A 22,607-nucleotide genomic window follows, 5' to 3' on the forward strand; every position below is an offset into this window, starting at 1 on the left:
TTATAATATGAATAGCTTTTTTAAAAATCCATGATATTGCTCAGATCATCAGCGCCATCTTCCTCCAGGAACTGATCTAATTCCTGGTAACTGACCTCTTCCCCCAGTCCATAGTCGGAAGGGGTATATGCCGTGCCTTGCTGTCCTTGTATGAGACAGTGGCTGATCAGCGTGTTCAGACCTGACAGGTAAAGTGCCGATAAGGATAATATACTTTCACGACGGTAGTGAAGACCACTGTATCGGATGTCGATATGCAGCCTACCTCCCTGTACCTTACAATTGATCTGTATCTTCTCGCTATAACGGTGCGTACTGCTCACGCTATCTCCTACCGATTCTGACGCTACTCCCAGTAAACCATCTCCAGACACCGCGTTGTCCAACTGACCCAGGTAGTTGAATAAGATATCCCAGGGTAAAGTGCCTGATAATCGTCCATTACCACATTGGTAACGTAATACACCATAACCTAAACCCTTGCCTGGGACCTTTCTTAACTGCTCCTTCACCCCCTTGATCAGGGCAGCCGCACCCGCATCCTTACCTAGCCAAAGGTGTACTGGGTACAGGCTCGTAAACCATCCTACCGTACGGCTCAGGTCCATACCTCCACCCTGTAACTCTCGTCCATGACCTTCCAGACCGATCTGTAAAACCTCTTCCCCCGTCCAATCTCGTAGTGCCAGACCAAGACCCGCCAGCAGCAGGTCGTTGATCTCCGTATGATAGGCCTTACCTGCTTCCTGTAGTAACTGACGTGTCTCCACAGCTCCCAGCAAGACGGATACCTCTTCCATATCTCCATGGCACACAGCTCCTGCGGAGGCTAGATCCACCTCCAGCGGACGGTAACCCGTATGAAGACCCGACCAGTATCCCGCTGTCGCCGATAGCTCTGATGAAGAGCCATAAGCTCTCAGGCGGCTTTGCCACTCCCGGTAAGAGCTCGTCTTACCACCCAGCACCCCGGACCGGATCACTTCAAATGACAATAACTGGGACAGGTCTTCCAACAGGATACGCCACGATACCCCATCTATTCCCAGGTGATGAAATACAAGCAGCAAGCGGTTATCTCCCACTGAGAACGGTGTCTCCATCAATACCACCCGTAACAACTCCCCTTTCCGGATATCAAGACTACGCTGGTAACGGTTACACAAATCCGTGATATGATCTCCCAACCCGGATGGCGATATCGAACGCAGGTCTTCTATTGCTAATGTTGCTTCGTGATCTCCATAATACTGTAACCAACCCGTTTCCGTCTCCTCGTAACGGAACCGTAACGCGTCGTGATGACGCACTAGTTCCTGGATAGCTGCCGTTAATCGGGTACTGCTTACCTGTTTGGATATAGTTAATAATATACTCTGATTAAAATGAGACACCGCTGAGCCGGCATGTTCAAAATACCACGACTGGATCGGCAGCAGCCCACTCGCTCCCTCCAGGTAACCCTGTTCGCCAGACGCTACGGATTGACCCTGACGACTAACCAGTAACTTTGATAAACTCCCGATCGTCTGGTGCTGGAAGATATCTCGCGGTTGAAGAGCATACCCTAAACGGCGTAAGCGGCTAACCACCTGGATCGTGATGATTGAATCACCTCCCAGCTCAAAAAAGTTATCTCCGGTCCCTACCTGGCTTACGCCAAGTAAGGCCGACCAGATACCAGACAATACCGTTTCCAGCTCCGTTGCAGGAGCGATATATGCATTTCCAGTACCTTCTACTAAGGACAAGGACAGTAATTGTTTGCGGTCTACTTTACCGTTCGGCGTCAGCGGAAGACTAGATAACTCTTGTATAACACCCGGCACCATGTATTCAGGTAACTTACTCCGTAGCCAGGATAGCAGCGCTTCCTTATCATAAGATGCGGCCGGCACCAGGTAACAGACCAGTTGGGAATGACCTTGAGCTAAAGCACGTGCCAGTACTACACACTGGCTAACCTGACCACTCTCGTACAACGCATGTTCGATCTCTCCCAGCTCTATACGGTAACCACGGATCTTAACCTGGTCGTCTATACGACCCAGGTATTCGATGGTCCCATCCGGCAGCCAGCGGCAAAGGTCTCCCGTCCGGTACAAGCGGCCACCTTCGGCATAAGGATCAGGCAGGAACTTCTCTGCGCTCAGTGCCGCACGCTTCAGGTAACCACGCGCTACCTGTACACCACCAATACACAACTCACCAGGTACACCTACCGGCAATAACCGTTGAGTGCTATCGGTGATATAAATCTTTACATTATCAAGTGGTTTGCCAATCGTAACCTGGCCATTAGCGTCTATCGGTGACAAGGACAAGGTAGCACTGACTGTATTTTCTGTAGGTCCGTATGTATTGATCAGTTTAATATGATTAGATTGTATCTTCCTGGCCAACTGCACATTCAGCATTTCTCCAGCGGAGATGACGGTTTCCAGACCATCCAGTCCATCAGCGAGTACAGATTGATAACTTGGCGGTAAAGCGACTACCGCTGCTTGTTGCTCACTCAACAGTTTACGTAATGCAGCCGGCTCCATCAGGACCTCAGCAGGTGCAAGTAATAAATGTCCTCCATTGAGTAAAGTGCAGAATATCTCATAACAAGAACCATCAAAACTGAAAGAGGCAAACTGGAACATCCTGGTCCCCACCTTTAGATCCAGTGGGCTCACCTGACTACAGACCAGGTTTACTACGCCGCGATGTTCTATCATTACACCCTTTGGAACTCCAGTAGATCCCGAAGTATAGATCACGTAAGCCAGATCATTGGGATGAACAGTGTGTTCTACCGGATGTTCCGGCTCCAGAGAGAGCGTCGTTACTTCTTCATCAAGTGAAAACAGGCAGACATTTGCCGGTAACATATGTTTGCTTCGTCGGCTACTTAATACCAGAGCGGCACCCGTGTCAGCCAGCATATGGTCCAGACGTTCCTGCGGATATGCGGGATCCAGTGGTACATACGCTCCACCGGCTTTTAATACACCCAGTATACCGATAATCATTTCCAGCCCTCGTTCTATACATAAGGGTACCAATGTTTCCTGCGTAACCCCCTGTTTACGGAGGTAATGCGCTAACTGGTTACTGCGGATGTCCAAATCACGGTAGTTCAGGATTGCCCCTTCGTATGTTACGGCAGTAGCTCCCGGATTATAGGTAGCCTGCTCCCTGAAAAGCTCAACGATCGAACGATCCAATGGATAGGGTACAAATGGGCCATTAAATTCCCGTAATAACTGTGTTTGCTCCTGTGCTGTTAACAGCGTAATGTCACTTAACTGTCGCACCTGTCCTGATACGATCTGTTCCAGCACATGGGCAAAGTGACCCGCAATAGTTTTCACATACTCTCTTGCCAATAGATGGCTGTTATAACTAAAGCGGAGCTTCGTTGCTGTTTTACCAGGCAGGATGATAATGCTAAGCGGATAGTTGGTTTGCTCATGTACCTCTACTGCTTCTACCTGTAAACGCCAGGAACGGGAGGCAGCTACCTCCGATAAGGGGTAGTTCTCAAAAACCAGGATACTGTCAAAAAGATCGCCACTTAATCCGGCCCATCCCTGGATCTCATTCAAGCCACTGTATTGATATACGCGACTATTCAACTGGTCTGATTGTAAACCCTGCAACCACTTCTCTATATCTGACATCCCGGTATATTGACTACGCAGGGGCAGCGAATTGATATACAGACCTACACGCTGTTCTATCCCAGCCAGATGCTCCGGACGGCCAGACACCGTTACTCCATAAACTACATCTGATTTGCCCGTGTAACTATGTAACAGGTAAGCCCAAACACCCTGCATCAAAGTATTGACCGTAATATGGTGACGACGGCTATAACTGGTTAAAGCTGTTGTCAAAGTAGCATCCAACTCCAACTCCTCCTGAACATAATGCCCCTCTCCTTTCGTTCGAGAGGCGCCCTCCCGGACAAAAGGTAATAAACGGCCATCTTCCAGACCTGACAGATAACTTTTCCAATAAGCAGCTGCCAGTGATACATCCTGGCCCTCTAGGAAACGGATATAATCTTCGTAACGATCTTCTTCCTGCGCTGACAGCTCTCCTCCAGAGGATAAAATTTCGTATGTCGTCAAAAATTCTTCCAGTAATATCTGCATGGACCAACCATCAAACAAAATATGATGTGAGGTCCAGATCATCCGGTAACGATGAGTATCAAGACGTAACAGGCTAATACGCATCAACGGAGCAGATCCAAAGTCAAAACCTTGCTCACGGTCTGACAATGTATAGGCAGATACCGCCGACATATCCTGAGACCGGTAGTCATAGCATAACAACGGTAAATGCACCTGCTCATACACACACTGGACGGGTATATTGAATACATCGTAGTAAAAACCACTACGCAGTATACTATGGCGGTCCAATATGGCTTTCCAACTGCCGGCAAATACCATTTCGTCTACGTCTATCAGGTCACAGCACAATTGCTCTATATAGGCATGGGCATTCCCATTATACAGGCTATGGAACAACATCCCCTGTTGCAAGCCACTCAGGCGGTAAAGGCCGGAAATATTATCCCTACGCCGTACCCCATTGCTTACCTCATCCAGAAAACGATCCAGCTCTTCAGGGCTGATCTCATTACCCAGTCCATAATCAGCGACAGTTACGGGTGCTGCAACCGCTGGTACTTCTTTGTCCCCTGACCGACCGGCTTGCAATGATGATAGTTTAGATATGGTTGGGTGTTCGAAGACATCTCCTACCTCCAGTGGGCAGCCACCACGCCGGGCCCTACTTACCAGTTGTATCGCAATGATCGAATCGCCTCCCAGTTCAAAAAAATTGTCGTGGATACCCACCTGCTCTACCCCCAGCAACTCTGCCCATATTTCTGCCAGTAATATTTCCGTATCTGTAACTGGAGCAGTATAACTTTCTGTTGGCTGTTCAATATGCTCCGGTGACGGTAACGCTTTTCTGTCAACCTTTCCGTTCGCTGTAAGCGGTAAATCTGCTAACGGGATCAGTATTGCCGGCAGCATATATTCCGGTAGCTGGGACCTCAGATAGGCCAACAATTGTTCTTTATCGAAGATATCTACCGGCACCACATACGCTAGCAGCTGCTGATGACCCTGTGCACTTGCCCTGGCAACTACTACAGCCTGTTTTGCATATCCACTTTGTACGATAGCCTGTTCGATCTCTGCAGGTTCTATGCGATAACCACGTATTTTGACCTGGTCGTCCAAACGACCCAGGTATTCAATATTTCCATCCGGCAACCAGCGTCCCAGGTCGCCTGTGCGATACAATCGTGCAATAATGTTCTCCTGAAAAGGGTCAGACAAAAAGCGCTGTGCGGTCAATTCTTCTCTATGTAAATACCCCCTCGCTACCTGCACCCCTCCTATACAAATCTCTCCCGGCACACCTACCGGCAACAAACGTTGTTGTGCATCAGTAATGTAAATCCTTACATTGTCCATTGGCTTTCCGATCGGGATACTATTTTCCTGCTGCATATCGAATGAGCGGGTATCCAACGTATATACGGTACTACCGACAGTGGCTTCTGTAGGTCCATATTCATTAAATATGATGACATCAGCTCCACACTCCGCCAGCGGTTGGATATGTTGCGGTTGCAATGCTTCACCACCAATAACCAGGCGTCCTGACAAGGTCCTCCCCGACAGCCGGCTAATAGCTTTTTCCAGCAAACCAGTATGAGCAGGCGTCAGTTTTATAAATGCATAGTCCGCATTTGCTGCAAATGCAGGCTCTTCAAAAGTCTCCAGTGAAGAAGGTGCTGCACTGATAACAACCGGTAAACCGGTAATGAGTGGGGTAAATAGGCCGGTAACCGCAGCATCGAAGGTAAATGGCAAATGAACCCAACTGCCCGCAGAGGTGCTGGCTGCCGGCATATATAGCGAGCGGCTATTCAATAAGTAATTCAGCAGACTGGCATGTTCGATCATTACTCCCTTAGGTGTACCTGTAGAGCCGGAGGTATATATTATATAAGCCAGCTGCGCTGGCAGTACCTGTTGGATTAGGGGTGCTGCCGATCCGGAAGAAAACAACAGGCTATCCTCATCCAGCGATAAAATCTCGCAGGTAACCGGTAAAACATGCCTGCAATTACGATTGCTTAATACCAAAGAGGCCCGGGTATCTTCCAGCATATATCTTAACCTATCTTCCGGATAAGCGGGATCCATCGGTACATAGGCTCCTCCGGCCTTTAATATAGCCAATATACCTATCAGCATCTCCGCGCATCTTTCTATGCATACTGGCACCAGTACCTCCGGACCAATACCCTTTTGTTGCAGGTAGTGTGCGAGCTGATTACTACGTTCATCCAGTTCACGATAGTTCAGCTGTATATCTTTATAAATCAGTGCTATTTCATCCGGAGTAAGAGCTACTTGTTCCCGGAAAAGGTCCAGTACTGTCTTCTCCACGGGATATGGAACGACTGCTCCATTAAAAGTCTGCAATAATTGCTGGCGTTCTTCTTCTGTCAGTAAGGTAATATCCTGTAAGCGCGATTCATCTTTGTCTACAATTTGTTCTACGACATGTGCAAAATGTCCGGCAATGGTTTTTACGTATGCTGTATCGAGGATAGAAAGATTATAGGTAAAATATATCTGTGTTTCTTCTTCAGCGATGATCATGAGGCTTAGCGGATAATTCGTTTGCTCATGGACATGGATATCTGATACCCTCAGTTGCCACTTCCTGGTAGCTACCAGGTCTGATATAGGATAGTTTTCAAATACAAGTAAGGTATCAAATAAGTCGCCTGTGAGTCCTGTCCATCCTTGTATCTCGCTTAATGAATTGTATTGGTATTCGCGAGCACTGATCTGGTCCATTTGTAACGCCTGTAACCAGTCAGCAATCTTATCTTCTTGCCTATAAACAGAATGTAAGGGCAATGCGTTAATATAAAGGCCAACGCGCTTTTCTATACCCTCCATTTCTTCCGGCCGGCCGGATACAGTCACCCCATACACTACATTCCTGTTCCCCGTATATTGATGCAGCAAGTAGGACCATACTCCCTGCATCAGCGTATTAACGGTAATATGATGCCGACGGGAATAGCGGATCAACTGGGCCGTAAGAGCCTGATCAAGTGTCAGCAGTTCTTTACCATAATCGCCTACCCCTTTGGTCCGTTCACGGGATGAGTTGATAAAGGGTAACAGGGTAGCACTTGTCAGACCGGACAGATAGTTACGCCAGAAAGAAGACGCAGTCTCCTGGTCTCTGTTTTCCAGGTAACGGATATAATCCTCATAGCGATCTTCTCCTTGTGATAATATACTGGTACCATTCACCAAAGCTTCATAGGTTATCAGCAGTTCTTCCATCACTATCTGCATGGACCAACCATCAAACAGGATATGATGAGAAGTCCATACCATACGATATCGATCTTCTTCCAGTTGCAATAATCCAATCCGCATTAGCGGCGCTTTACTAAAATCAAACCCCCGCTCCCGTTCCGCCACTTCATAGGCAGCGATCGTTGCTTTATCTTTCGAACGGTAGTCGTGTATCGATAAGGGAAGACTCACTTCTTTATATACACACTGGACAGGGATATTAAATACATCATAATAAAATCCGCTGCGTAGAATACTGTGACGCTCTAATAAAATCTCCCATGATTTTCCGAACAAGGAGATATCCAGCCCTGACAGATCGCAGGATAACTGTTCTATATAAGCACCTGTTTTTACATTATACAGGCCATGGAATAACATCCCCTGCTGCAAGCCGCTTAAACGATACATAGACGATACATTGTCAGACCGTTCCGTATTTACTTCTGTGGGTGTATTCGAAATGTATTCGATCAAGTCGTTTTTGTACGTTCGTATATAGTCAATAATCTCTTCGTTTTCTTCAATAGACCTGATCTCTTCATCCGTCAAAGTATCTGCGCTACCTCTGAGAAAAAGGTATCCATTTTCTGCTACGAGAGTAAGCTGTAAAGCCTTTAGTGAGGTTAAAAATGCCGGGATATCCATCGTGTACACTACCTTTTTTAGAATCTCATAATATTTTTTGTATTGCTTGTTTTCTTTTTTTCTTTCAGAAAACGGTCTAGCTCTTCATGGCTGATCTCTTTCTCCAGTCCATAGTCGGATGGGGTATATGCCGTGCCTTGCTGTCCTTGTATGAGACAGTGGCTGATCAGCGTGTTCAGACCTGACAGGTAAAGTGCCGATAAGGATAATATACTTTCACGACGGTAGTGAAGACCACTGTATCGGATGTCGATATGCAGCCTACCTCCCTGTACCTTACAATTGATCTGTATCTTCTCGCTATAACGGTGCGTACTGCTCACGCTATCTCCTACCGATTCTGACGCTACTCCCAGTAAACCATCTCCAGACACCGCGTTGTCCAACTGACCCAGGTAGTTGAATAAGATATCCCAGGGTAAAGTGCCTGATAATCGTCCATTACCACATTGGTAACGTAATACACCATAACCTAAACCCTTGCCTGGGACCTTTCTTAACTGCTCCTTCACCCCCTTGATCAGGGCAGCCGCACCCGCATCCTTACCTAGCCAAAGGTGTACTGGGTACAGGCTCGTAAACCATCCTACCGTACGGCTCAGGTCCATACCTCCACCCTGTAACTCTCGTCCATGACCTTCCAGACCGATCTGTAAAACCTCTTCCCCCGTCCAATCTCGTAGTGCCAGACCAAGACCCGCCAGCAGCAGGTCGTTGATCTCCGTATGATAGGCCTTACCTGCTTCCTGTAGTAACTGACGTGTCTCCACAGCTCCCAGCAAGACGGATACCTCTTCCATATCTCCATGGCACACAGCTCCTGCGGAGGCTAGATCCACCTCCAGCGGACGGTAACCCGTATGAAGACCCGACCAGTATCCCGCTGTCGCCGATAGCTCTGATGAAGAGCCATAAGCTCTCAGGCGGCTTTGCCACTCCCGGTAAGAGCTCGTCTTACCACCCAGCACCCCGGACCGGATCACTTCAAATGACAATAACTGGGACAGGTCTTCCAACAGGATACGCCACGATACCCCATCTATTCCCAGGTGATGAAATACAAGCAGCAAGCGGTTATCTCCCACTGAGAACGGTGTCTCCATCAATACCACCCGTAACAACTCCCCTTTCCGGATATCAAGACTACGCTGGTAACGGTTACACAAATCCGTGATATGATCTCCCAACCCGGATGGCGATATCGAACGCAGGTCTTCTATTGCTAATGTTGCTTCGTGATCTCCATAATACTGTAACCAACCCGTTTCCGTCTCCTCGTAACGGAACCGTAACGCGTCGTGATGACGCACTAGTTCCTGGATAGCTGCCGTTAATCGGGTACTGCTTACCTGTTTGGATATAGTTAATAATATACTCTGATTAAAATGAGACACCGCTGAGCCGGCATGTTCAAAATACCACGACTGGATCGGCAGCAGCCCACTCGCTCCCTCCAGGTAACCCTGTTCGCCAGACGCTACGGATTGACCCTGACGACTAACCAGTAACTTTGATAAACTCCCGATCGTCTGGTGCTGGAAGATATCTCGCGGTTGAAGAGCATACCCTAAACGGCGTAAGCGGCTAACCACCTGGATCGTGATGATTGAATCACCTCCCAGCTCAAAAAAGTTATCTCCGGTCCCTACCTGGCTTACGCCAAGTAAGGCCGACCAGATACCAGACAATACCGTTTCCAGCTCCGTTGCAGGAGCGACATATGCATTTCCAGTACCTTCTACTAAGGACAAGGACAGTAATTGTTTGCGGTCTACTTTACCGTTCGGCGTCAGCGGAAGACTAGATAACTCTTGTATAACACCCGGCACCATGTATTCAGGTAACTTACTCCGTAGCCAGGATAGCAGCGCTTCCTTATCATAAGATGCGGCCGGCACCAGGTAACAGACCAGTTGGGAATGACCTTGAGCTAAAGCACGTGCCAGTACTACACACTGGCTAACCTGACCACTCTCGTACAACGCATGTTCGATCTCTCCCAGCTCTATACGGTAACCACGGATCTTAACCTGGTCGTCTATACGACCCAGGTATTCGATGGTCCCATCCGGCAGCCAGCGGCAAAGGTCTCCCGTCCGGTACAAGCGGCCACCTTCGACATAAGGATCAGGCAGGAACTTCTCTGCGCTCAGTGCCGCACGCTTCAGGTAACCACGCGCTACCTGTACACCACCAATACACAACTCACCAGGTACACCTACCGGCAATAACCGTTGAGTGCTATCGGTGATATAGATATTCGTATTGGAGATCGCACGACCGATCGGTACGATGCTGCCATTCCAATCAGAAGGTACCTCCCAATAAGTAACATCTATCGCCGCCTCTGTTGGTCCGTATAAATTATGCAAACGGACATGTGGTAAACGTGTCTTAAACAAGGACACCTGTGATGCCTTCAAAGCCTCGCCGCTGCACAGGATATCACGTACGCCAGAACAATCACCCTCCTCCAGGTCCTGTAAAAACACCTCCAGCATGGACGGTACAAAATGTAATAAACTAATACCGGCACGACCGATCAGCGCCCGCAGATAGCCACTATCCTTATGCCGGTCTGCTGACGCAAACACCACTTTAGCACCATATAACAAAGGCCATAACAGTTCCCATACCGATACATCAAAACTGAAACTCGTCTTCTGTAACACCGCATCGGTACTGTCCAGCCGGTATGTATCCTGGGCCCAGCGCAAACGGTTTAGTAAACCCCCATGTTCATTCATCACACCTTTAGGATGACCTGTAGAACCGGACGTATAGATCACATATGCCAGATCCTTTGGGGAAACCATATGGTCCACAGCATCAGCGGAAATACCCTCTAACCAGGCTGCTTCGTCCAGTAGTAGCAGGCGGCACTCAGCAGGTAATGACTGGCTAACGCCACGGCTGCTTAATACCAACGAGGCACCGGTGTCTTCCAGCATATACCGTAAACGTTCCTGCGGATAGGCGGGGTCCAGTGGTACATAAGCACCACCAGCCTTCAGTATCCCAAGGATACCTATCAGCATCTCCGGGCTACGTGTTATACAGAGGGGCACCAATACGTCCCGGTCAACTCCCTGCTGACGCAGGTAATGAGCCAGTTGGTTGCTGCGCGCATCCAGCTCCCGGTAGCTCAGCATCTGCTCTTCATAAACGACAGCAGGGGCATCTGGCGTAAGCAAGACCTGTGCACTGAATAAGTCCAGCACGGTTCCCTGTTCATAGCGTACGGATGAGCCTTTACTATTATCCGATAACAGCTGTAACTCTCCGGATGGTATCAACCTTATGTCACCGACTGGTTGGTATATATCCTGTACGAACTGATCAAAGATGAAAAGTATTCTATCTACAAACAGTTGTATTTCTTCTTTGGTAAAATACTCATACTGAAAATCTACTCTTATCTGCAGAGGTTGTTGTTTGCCATGATCACGCCAGTAAAAATGTAGGGGGCTACTTTCAAATCGGCTCATTAATTCATAGGTATAACAGGACAGTCCTTCAAATCCCAGTTCGAAGTCGAGGAGGGAATAGTTTACAATTACATCAAACAGCTGCCGTTGTCCATATTTCAACAGTTTCAGGTGCCTGTTCAGATGGCTGACAGGATATGCCTGCCGGCGATAATCGCTCAGCTGTTGTCGTTTTATTTCCCGGAGCAGGTCTGCCACCTGTTGTTCTTTTTTGAAATATCCTTTAAATGGGATAGTACCGGTGAACATGCCCATTACCTGCCATTGTTGCTTCCTGCGGTTATATACAGGCAATCCGAACACCAGTTCTTCCTGTCCGGTAATATTTGCAAAATAGATGATCATGGCAGCCAACGTCAGCTGTTGGAGACTGGTATTGGTCTCTTTTTCGATCACCTCCCATTCTTTCCGCTTTTCAGCAGGAATTACGGCGGTAAAGGTGCCGGTTTGCTGGATTTCGTTTTGCTGGAAAGTATACCTTCTCTGGATCAGCCGCTCCGGCAGTTGGGTAAACTGCTCTTTCCAATAGGCCTCGTCCTTTTTATAGGTATCTGATGCCAGGTATTGATTAGCCTGTATGATCTCCGCAAAATAGGAAGGATATTCCGCTGTAGTCAATGTTTCCTGTTGTCTGACGAGGGTTGTATAGGTATCCGCGATATATTTTGCACAGATGGAAAACCCATATCCATCCGTCAGCAGGTGATGATAACGGTTATACCACCAGTACTCTTCTTCAGCAATTATGAGGAGTGTCTGCTCAAATAAAGGTTGTTTGCTCAGATCAAAGGCCCGGTCAAAATGCTCCTGCATCCACTCCAACGCTGTATGTCTGGGATCGGCAGTATGGCTAAGGTCAAGTACATTCAAAGTAAGAGGGCTTGCCTCTTCACTCAACCAGCAACCTGGTTCCTCCTTATCAAGATCGAACTGTATCCTGAATACATCAAATACAGTGGGGATGGTACCTAGCACATCGTTGAATATTTTAAGATCCAACCGACCTTTCAATACCAGGTATCCGCCAAGATTATTATGAGGGCTCTCAATATCTGTAATCTGGTCATAATAAACGGCACTTTGCGCCGGATGCAATGGGCTCCTGCCATCGGCACGGGATACATCATCGTTCTCCATAGGTCTCCTAAAAAGTTGTTGTCATTTCATTAAACGTGAATGCTGGATTCTATTACCTGGTCAATAACAGCTGGGCATAAAGGTCATCTGAAAATGGTACAAGAATAAGTTTTGGTCCTCTACATGACATAGGGCCGCAATATTCCGTAAATTTTTCCTGAAAGTAAAATAACAGTTTCTTAATACTTTTCAAATTATCACTTATAGTATATTTTATTGTGATCTGACTTTCCGTCCATTAGCAGACTGGTCAGCCACAAGTTCTGCTACCATAAAGGGTCACAACAGTACAGGTATTACGATAGTATCTGTTTTGCAAACAATACATATACTTTTTTACCATAAGACAGTTACCCCATCTTATGTAAGATCTGTTGCCAGCTAAAAGATGGCGACTAAACAGGAGGGTTTGCGGGAATTACTATGGAAGTATATAAGGAATAGGTGCTCCACCCAAGGGTTTCATACAATGCCTTTCCGGCTGCCGTTGCTACTAATACACTATTTTGGGGGTTTCTGGCCACAGCGATCTTTTCAAGTGTTTTCAAAACAATTGTTGCCAGCCCCTTCCGGCGATGGTCTATATGAGTTTCTATACGATCATATACTACGATGTCTTCCACGAAGACCAAACGTCCAATGGCGGCAATGTCCCCTTTAGTTGTCAGTATCCTGACAACAGCTACGGGCATTTCATCTTTAATTTCCATTATATATTCTGCCATTAGGTTTGCCTTAGCGGGAGACATCGGTTGCCTGCAAGTCATCATAAAACCAAGCGGTTGTATGACCCAGCGTGAAGGCAGGATATCTTTCACTATTTCCGGAGCTGCACATAGCTTCAGAAAAATCCATGGTTCAACGATCGTGTTTGCGAGTTCCATCCATTCATCGGTAACATTGGGGAATACATAACGAGCTTTCTGCTGTAGCCAGCCTACGTCTACCCTGAACCCGCTGCCATTTTTGACCGGTGCACGTAAATTACGGGACAAGGCCCACCCTTTCAGCCATTTTTCTACTATAACCGGATCTGCCATATATCATATATATAGGGTAAATTACAAATAAATCAACGAATCTACACTACCAAGGGTGTTAGTCACGAGCACCCGGTTATTTTACCTGGCAGGCTATTTTAACAAAATACCATATCCCGGAAATACCGACGAAGCGAAAGTAATAAGTGGTTTTAGTAACACCATGATAATGCAATAAACTGCCAGAAAAAGTGACAGTAAAAATAGGGGTTGTAGCGAAAAGCCCCGGCAACAAATACGTTCCGGGGCTTATGAGTTCCAGTTTTCAGTAAGACGGATTAATTATTGACGTATTTTAAAGTAGTGGTCTTAAGTAGTTTACCAATTTTACGGTTGATCGTTTTGTGTGATGCTACGCGGCCTTTTGTATCAAATTCATACTCATAGCCAAGTATGCTTACCGCCCCTTCTCTACGCTCCACCGGGAGGTTCAGTGCTTTAAATATAGGCAAGCCGTTTTCCATTTGTTCTTTCAGGTATTCAGGATCACCGGGCTGACCCGGCTTCCCTGTATGGTAGGCGATGCTGATAGAATCTGGTAAATAAGCATCGGTAGGATAATACTGCTGATTCAACAGAAAGTTGCCGGTTTCTGCATCTACGCGCCAGCGTTTTTCGTACGTATTGTTTCCCTCATATGTCCTCTCTGTACGTCCGGAGATATAGTTAGCTGAAACACTATTGTAGGAATAAACTTCTTCTGTCCTACTCTCGTTAGCTCCCGCTTCGTTATAACTATACTTGTTCTTTCCACGGATAAGTCCATCACTATTATAAAGTGCAACCGTCCTTTCCTGCAGGTAGGCATTGGCAGATGGCGTCGATCTCATCCAGCGTTCAACGGATTGTATCCTTGTTGAACTTGCCACGTAGGTGAATCGGTATTCTCTTATAAAATCAACATCTACCAGAGGTAGGCTAGCGCCGCCGCTATTTCTCCTTTTCCCTTTGAAATGATCAGTAACCAAGCTTAACCGACCAGATGCATCATAAGTATATTGCAAAGTATTAGTCCTATCGTACCAAAGCGGCACTAAATCTTCTGTTTTAATGAATATTTCTGCTAGTTTATAGCTATCTGAGGTGTAAGTATCCGGCAATGGGATACCTCTCTCGGTTTTGCCAGTCCTGGCGTTTTCTGTTTCCGGTTGAATCTTTTCTGCCGGAAGGTTGTTCTTTTTACAGGATGCCGCTACCAGCAACATGCCTGAAAGAATGCATGCAGTAATTCTCATGAGATATAATGTTTAAGATTTAAAAGGAATATCGTGCTCCTGCCTGTAATTGCCAGCGGGAAGCGATGGGATCTATTGAATATGGTTTTCCCGGGTCAGTGAATTTATACAAGGGATAGCCTTCTGAACTACGTGCCGGGATGTATGGCTGAAGGCCAACGCTCGCGGTGGAGTTGTAAGTATTAGGTGCGAAATAAACAGTCCCCCAGTCTTTCGAGATCAGGTTAGTGAGATTGATCACATCGAGGGAAAGGGTGATCGTATGTTGCTGTTTATTTGCTTTGCCCCAATGAATATCCTGTGCTATACGCAGGTCTGCATTATTATTCCAGGGTGTGCGGCCTGCATTACGTTCGGTAAAGTTACCACGCCGGGAACGGAGGTAGGCGTTATTGTCGACGAAGTGGTCGAATGCTGCTGCTTGTTCACTCGGTGTGACGAGCACCGTATGGCCATCGTCGCCGACTATCGGTGCAAAGAAGCGGACAGCTTCTCCTGCTGCAGGGATATAAGCCAATGCCACCTGCTGTGGTGTACCCTGCGGTGTGAAATTCACGAAACCGTAAGTAAAAGGGCTACCGGATTGCGCTGTTACCAGTAAAGATATCTGGGTGGATAGCGCTTTTGACCATTCTTTACGATAGGACACTGTGGCCACGATACGATGCCTGGTATCGAAATTGCTATAGGCCAGGCCAGGATTGTTAGGGTTTAATGCCTGGTTCAGCTGCCAATTGGACTCCATGGAATTACGGATACCATTAGATACATCTTTGGACATACCGTAAGTGTAAGCTGCTGAAAACGACAATCCATTCGCAAAGCTATTGCTTACCTGCCCGGTAATACTGTAACGGTAACCCTTGCCGGTATTGGTCAGTTCATATGCATTAGCAATACGAGCATCTACACTCCCGTTGAATACGGGTTGTTTACGTAGTGATGCTGCTGTATCATAAATATAGTAGTAAGGAACATCTCTCAAGTTGATCTGGCGGAACATTACATCTTTAATTGTTTTGGTATACATGGCTTCTACCGAATATTTAAATCCATTACTGGCATTATATTCTATCGCGAGGCTACCACGCAATACTGATGGCATTACAAAGTCGTTGTCGACCACATCTATCTGTGTTTGGCCTGCATTTGCATCATTTACTACTCGTCCCTGTTCCCAGGCAAAGCCCGCTATACCTGGGTAAGGATTACCAGCGGAAGGCCTTAGCGGGTCGGTACCTGGCCGATAGGGTGATGGTGGGTTGCCATCGGTACGCAGGTCGATCGCGCCGAAGGTGCGTCCGTTATTATAATAAGCGTAACCCAGCCATGCCAATGGTATACGACCGGTAAAGAGCCCAGCGCCTCCCCGCAACACCCATCGCTGATCACCTGTCAGGTCTGCACGAAAGCCCAACCGGGGTGATATTTGAGGTCTGTCGAGATAGTTTTGTGAGATCATTCGCAACGGTGTATAGGTATAAGTAGTCCCAAAATCTGCATCTGTGACAGCATTAGCAGCTCTTTCGCTCAACACCTGTTTATCCGGTACGTGTGTATAGTCTATACGCAGGCCGGGTGTAATGCGAAAGCGCTCTGAGATACGGATCTCATCCTGCACGTATACGCTCAGGAAATTGATGCGGAAACGTGCAGCAGGGTGGTTGAACAGGTATACCCTGCTATTATTGGTATAGTTGAAATTACCTTGTACCCGTTGAGGTTTGTTTACCAGAAAATCTTCTATGCGCTGATAGGTAACTCTGCCGTTCCATCCATTCACAAAGCCGTAGTCGATATTATAGAATTCGTTGTGGGTACCGAAGCTCAATGTATGTTTGCCTAGGCTCAGCGTCATATTATCCGTAAGTTCGAACGTGCGTTGTTTAAGGTTGAATATGGATGCTTCCCGGTCCGTACCAAAGAAAATGGTAGATCCCGGTGTTCTACCCACGATCTGTACCTGAGGGAAAGCCGGATCGCTTTGTGGTGTACGATAATCATGAATATGGGTATAACCCAGCATGAGGCTGTTGGTGAACCGGTTACTGAACCGCGTCTTAAGTTCGGCCACCGTAGATGACTGATTGTTCATTTGCCGATAAGCGATGCTGCCGAAGCGGAAACTGAATTGATCGCGTTCGAGGTGTAATGCACTGGAGCGGATCGTATTATTACGAAGTACCAGCTGGTTGCGGTCATTTATATTCCAATCGAGGCGGTTAAAGAATTTCTCACTCTTCGCAGTTGCATTGTACAGGCCATCGGTACCCGGGTCGAAGTTGTACCTGTTGATGGTATGATTGCGGATTGCATCAGCATCTGCTTTACTGAGTATACCCGACGCTGCGATACTTCCGGCTACTTGCTGTGCGGGGTCCTGTCTCCGTGTTACTTCTGCATTCGTAAAGAAGAACAATTTGTTTTTGACCAGCGGGAGACCGACGCGGAAACCTGTTTGTATCTCATGAAAGGAAGCTGGCATCTTTTTTTGCTTTTCTGTGCCGGTCCGATCTGGTCCTATCATGGAAGCATTCCTTCCATATGCATATACAGATCCATGTATTTCATTTGTGCCGGAGCGCGTCACGGCATTGATACTTCCTCCGGTGAAATTACCAATCTTCACGTCATATGGAGCCAGGTATACCTGCATGTCTTCGATGGCATCCAGGGAGATCGGATTGGTACGGGTAGAACTACCCGGCATATTAGAAGTGCCTGTTTGTCCGCCGGTAGAAGGACTAAAGCCGATAGCATCGTTGTTGACAGCACCGTCTATTGTTACGTTATTATAGCGAAAGTTGGTACCGGCAAAGCTATTGTCCCGGGAGCCCTGTGGTACGGTGCGTGTGATGTCTGTAATGCTGCGGGAGATGGTGGGCACCTGTTGTATTTGCTGCTGGCTGATGCTTTTTCCGGTACCGTAGGTATTTATTTTAGTTGTTTTGGTACCCTTTACCACCAGCTCCTGCAGTAGCTTGCTACTCTCGGTCAGGCTCAGGTTCAGTGTAAGCGCTTCTCCCAAGGAGACCTTAGGGATGTTTCTTACTTCAGGATTCATGCCCATGAACTTTGCTTCTACTATATAAGGACCTCCTATACGCAATCCAGTGAGCAGGAATCGACCATCTGGCAGTGCGGCTACGCCATATCTGGTGCCGGAAGGTTGGTGTAAAGCGGTTACAATAGCACCCGGCAATGGTTGTCCAGAAGCATCGGTCACCCGTCCTTGCAGGCTGCTGCTGGTTTCCTGCGCCATTACTGGTACTACAGCGTTGATAAGCAAGTTAAAAACAAGAAGGACAATAGGTATTAAATATGCTCGCATCGTAATAAGTGTTAAGGAAGAATGATCTGGTCGATGATATGTATGACGCCATTAACACCACCAATATTAGGTTGCTTTATGCGTGGTGCTATCAGATTGCCGGTGGTCCGGAATTTGCGTGCACCTTTTTCCAGAATGTAGCTGGGTCTTGCACCCGGTCTTACCAGGTTGGGAACGGCCTGCTCAGGTCCGATATGGATACCGATAACGAGGCCTCCTATCATATCTGGCAGGAATCGTTTTCCCCCAATTAGCAGCCTTGATAACACACTTTTTTGCATGTCGGATTCCAATGCATCAAAATCTGCCTCCTCCGGAAACCCGTTGGCTGCAAAAGCTATATTGTCAGGTGCGAAAAGCGTCATTCCACGTCCCAACACGAATTGCCAAGTATCTTGATAGTCAGGGTCTGCCAGCAATGTTTCCATTTCCGGAAATTTTTTCAGGCAATGTGCCAACATGGACAAATCCGAACGGCTGCGGATCAGTTCCAGTAACGTACGATCAGGTACATGGCAAACACCTTTTATTTTATGCAGTACACCATCTCCTATTGCTACATTTGCCACTGCTACCGGCATGCCATCGATAAAGAGACCTTCGTAGTTTCTGCAAACCCGTGGCTTTGCAGTAGCGTGAAGAGAGGTGAGATCGATCGAAAAGAAGCCGATCATTGTTTCTCCGTTGATACGACCTGGTAGTATATGATATCGCAGGATGGCAGACAGTCTGGCTGGTTCCGTATTCCGTATGGCATTCAGATCCAAACCGGCAGCTTCGAAGGCAGAATCTATCGGTGCGAATACGGAGAACGGGCCTCCATTGAGTATGACAGCATCTTTATCGAGTCCGGACCGATAAAAAGCCTCTTTGAAAAGTGTAAGTTGCTTGTCGTTGTTAATGTACGCTACCAAAGTTGGCAGAGGACTGCTGGCAGGTGCCGCTTCTTCTTTTGTACAGCCTGTCATCATACAAATCAACATCACACAACCCAATATGATCTTTTTCATGTGTTTCAAGGAATTAATATGCTGGTGATTTTATGTAATACTCCATTTTCACACGGAATGTTAGCGTAATTAGGATCAGCGCCATAGTTGGGATATTTAGCGATCTGTGCGACATTACTATTATGCTTACCACGGAACGTAATATTATTAAAGATGGCCTGGTTGCCACTTATACTCACCCTCGAGCCATCACGCATAGTGATAGTACCATTGTTGGCTGCTGCCATGCGATATAAGCTGCCGGTAAAGAGCCTTCCTTCTGCCAGATGGTATCGCAGTACTGCTTTCAGTCTCTCCGGGTCTGCGCTGAGTATCTTGTCCAGGGAAGACAGATCCAGGCCTTCCAGCTGGCTGGCCGACCAGATGAAAGCCGTATTTACAGGAGCCAGTACGGTCCAAGTTTTCCGGGCGTCAGCCAGAGAGTCTGTAAGGCCTGCACGTTGTAAGGCGGCAGCAAACAGTACAACGGTAGAATCATTATGTATGGCATGCATTACGGTAGGTTCGTTCTCTACATTGATATTTTCGCCAAGCACTTGTAAAAATCCATTGCCGGCCGGATTATCTACTGCCAGCAATTCTACTCCATTCACGGTCGTGACCGTATCGTTTCCCCGCATAAAACGTGTAATGTATATATTGGAGGCGGCTGTTGTAAGCATAGCGCGGTTCTCTGTCAAAGGAAGCTGGCGGAAGGCAGGCGCACCAGGTATGATCAAGTATTGCATCCAACGTCGTTTTTCGGCATAGGACAACCAATACCAACTGATGATAGCTTGATTTGGAATAGCCATGAATGTTACCGGTCGCTCTGCCTGTAAGGTATCGCCCATTCTTGCTTCCTGTACGATCTGATATATATTTCCCAGGCTAAAATTATCTTTCAGCAGGAATAATATCCTATTCCCATATCCTGTTGGCTGTGCTGGCGTATCAGGCATTTTACTACATGCATTGAATAATGCAACAGTTAGTGCAAGAACAATTAAAAAGAAATATTTTGATTTCATATAACGGCTTATCTCGGTGTATAAAAAAGCTGGTCGGTAAAGTAGATGTTCCCATTGTCGGTAATGCTACCGTCACCAGGGTATTTTTGCACGAGGGCCTTTGCAGCCGGGTCGTTCTTCCACTGTGCGAATGCCTGGTTATTCTGCCAGGAAAACACCGGGCGAAAGGGGAATTTCAGCTGGGTTTGCGCGCCCCATCCATTCACGTCCCGGTTATAATCATTATACCATTTGTTATTCAACAGAGGTTGTTGCATATCGTGGTAAAAGAAGGGCGAAAAAAGGCCACCGAGAAACAAATGCATACGTACTATCGAGTCCAGTGAAGAATGAAACACCAGGTAAGCCCCTGCTTCCCAATCGGCATCTATTCTGAGTGGATTTTTATTCGCCAGGTCACGGAGGTCATTTTCTGAATGCAAGCCAGCTGCTTCGAAGGCCTTATTTGTCGGTGCTATTACGGTAGGAAGTCCTCCTGTGAAGTCACCAATGGAACGATCAATATTCCTTGAAAGCATCCAACTATCCGAACTTGCTTCTTCGTAATACATATCCCATTGCAAGATTGCATCCTGTCTTATGCTATCTGCAATCTTCAGCGCGGACCTAAAAAGGCTGAAATCAGGATTGTTATCCAATATCTCTATCAGGTTCCTCTTGGGTACCGGTTGCAATATTCTATCAATCGGATAGATATAGCCATTTGAAGTGACAATGTTCTTTGTAAGATCGCCCGTCTCCACATCGTTGATGAACAATTTATTTTGTCCGGAGACATAAAGCAGCGGCGCTATTATGCGGTTACCGGTGCCTGGCTTGTAAATGGTATCTTGTCGCAGGGTTTCGACAATTGCAGTCAAGGTCTTGCTAATAATACCCTGCGGAGTCATCGCAACTGGTACAATATGATAGTTTACCATTCGAGCTAATTCAGCAAGCGCCATGCTATTAATACGTGCTTCCGTATATCCCGCCGCCTGCATGGCTTCATTAGTCGGCGCAAAGATCGTCGCACCTTTATTAGGGGGTAGTTTACCGTTGGTTCCTACCCTGATGAATGCTTTGTTATAGAGTGATAATTCACTTCTGCCCGCCAATGTTTTAACTATTTCTTCTGTTGTGACCGGTTTTGTATGGCTAACAAGCAGGTCTGAATCTGATGGTTTCAAACAGGCGCCGGTCATCGCTACAATAGCAGCTAAGACGATGAGGACTCGTTTATATGATGTGCGTTTCATTTCAGAATAATCAATGATAATTAGCGAATAAGTGCTTTTTCCGGGACTACCATAGGTCTGTCAATGCGATGTACTACACCGTTTAGTGCCAGCAAATCGCTTACTCCGGTGAACAATTGGGCATATCCATTGCCGTATTGTAAGTCGTACGGATAACCTTCCTGAAAACGTTTGTGTCTCACCATCAGCCCCCCGCCATCAAGAAAGAACAATACGTCTTCCTGCACAATAACCCCTGGAAAAAAAGTCCCATCTTTACCAGGATAGGCATCCTGTATATCAGAAAGAAAGAACATGCTGTCTTTCAGGATATAACAGCTGAACAAGAAGCGCTGGTGTGTTTCCGGCCCGATATGCTCCATGGCTGCCTCATCAAATCCGAATGCATTCATTTGCGTATTGGATAATGCCAGTATGGTGACAGGCCCGGGGCCTGCCAGTTGATCCAGCAAACCAAATTTTTTCAACGCGGCTGTGAACTGGCTATATTCCGGCCGGGTCATTATTATATCCTTGACGGTAGGTTTCGGTAAGCTCAACGGTTTGTTCAGTACATGCATATGCCCATTTCCTGCCGGGAGGTCTGGTTTATCCACGTTTACACCGTTGATGTGCAGGTATACCTTTCCTGGCTCAACATTATAAATGGCTTGCCCCGGCAATGGTGTAGATGTATAGACAGCCCTTCCTTCCAAGGTATTCATTCTGAATACCAGTGTTTGCGGTATGTCTATACCTTTGATCTTACCACGGAGGATATGGTACAATACCCAGTTTTTTAAGGTAGCAGCTGGCATACGCTCCAGGCTATCCGATGAAATACCTGCGCGCTCAAAAGCGCTGTTATCAGGGATCAGCCAGGTATAAGGTGTTTCGCCGGTAGTGAGAGAATCCAGTCCTGCTTTTTTTATTGCATTCCTGAACAGGCTAAAGGCGTAGTTATTACCAAGCAATATGCTGATTGACCGGGCTTCTTTCTGTGCTGCAGGAGAGGGTGCATCCTTTTTTATACATGCTGACAACCATAGCAGCAGCATTGAGATATAGATAATCTTTTTCATTTT

General features: G+C 46.9%; 9 protein-coding genes. All 9 read right to left on the minus strand.

Annotation, left to right across the window (positions count from 1 at the left end; genetic code table 11):
• Positions 1-20: 20 nt before the first annotated feature.
• The 9 genes from KTO58_RS13975 to KTO58_RS14015 all read right to left on the minus strand — a co-directional run bounded on the left by KTO58_RS13975 (position 21) and on the right by KTO58_RS14015 (position 22,604).
• On the minus strand, positions 21-8,054 hold the full coding sequence (locus tag KTO58_RS13975) for a non-ribosomal peptide synthetase (RefSeq protein WP_225859746.1): 8,034 nt from the start codon (positions 8,052-8,054) through the stop codon (positions 21-23).
• A gap of 17 nt (positions 8,055-8,071) precedes the next feature.
• The gene (locus KTO58_RS13980) at positions 8,072-12,679 is read right to left on the minus strand and encodes a non-ribosomal peptide synthetase (RefSeq protein WP_225859747.1); all 4,608 of its coding nucleotides are present in this window, start codon (positions 12,677-12,679) and stop codon (positions 8,072-8,074) included.
• Between the two features lie 395 nt (positions 12,680-13,074).
• A complete protein-coding gene (locus KTO58_RS13985) occupies positions 13,075-13,719 on the minus strand; it encodes a GNAT family N-acetyltransferase (protein ID WP_095838769.1) in 645 nt (214 codons plus the stop codon).
• A gap of 278 nt (positions 13,720-13,997) precedes the next feature.
• Positions 13,998-14,954: a hypothetical protein gene (locus KTO58_RS13990; RefSeq protein ID WP_157752962.1), complete on the minus strand. Its 957-nt coding sequence runs from the start codon at positions 14,952-14,954 to the stop codon at positions 13,998-14,000.
• A 19-nt stretch (positions 14,955-14,973) separates the two neighbouring features.
• The gene (locus KTO58_RS13995; RefSeq protein ID WP_095838767.1) at positions 14,974-18,285 is read right to left on the minus strand and encodes a TonB-dependent receptor; all 3,312 of its coding nucleotides are present in this window, start codon (positions 18,283-18,285) and stop codon (positions 14,974-14,976) included.
• Between the two features lie 11 nt (positions 18,286-18,296).
• Positions 18,297-19,295, minus strand: a complete 999-nt coding sequence (locus tag KTO58_RS14000) for a fasciclin domain-containing protein (protein WP_095838766.1) — start codon at positions 19,293-19,295, stop codon at positions 18,297-18,299.
• 5 nt (positions 19,296-19,300) lie between these two features.
• Complete coding sequence (locus KTO58_RS14005) at positions 19,301-20,236, minus strand: fasciclin domain-containing protein (protein ID WP_157752961.1); 936 nt, start codon at positions 20,234-20,236, stop codon at positions 19,301-19,303.
• A gap of 77 nt (positions 20,237-20,313) precedes the next feature.
• A complete protein-coding gene (locus KTO58_RS14010; RefSeq protein WP_095838764.1) occupies positions 20,314-21,543 on the minus strand; it encodes a fasciclin domain-containing protein in 1,230 nt (409 codons plus the stop codon).
• 20 nt (positions 21,544-21,563) lie between these two features.
• Positions 21,564-22,604 carry a fasciclin domain-containing protein gene (locus tag KTO58_RS14015; RefSeq protein ID WP_095838763.1) on the minus strand — a complete coding sequence of 347 codons (1,041 nt, stop codon included), beginning with the start codon at positions 22,602-22,604 and terminating at the stop codon, positions 21,564-21,566.
• Positions 22,605-22,607: the final 3 nt, after the last annotated feature.

Source organism: Chitinophaga pendula, from assembly GCF_020386615.1.
In the GTDB taxonomy this organism is placed as follows: domain Bacteria; phylum Bacteroidota; class Bacteroidia; order Chitinophagales; family Chitinophagaceae; genus Chitinophaga; species Chitinophaga pendula.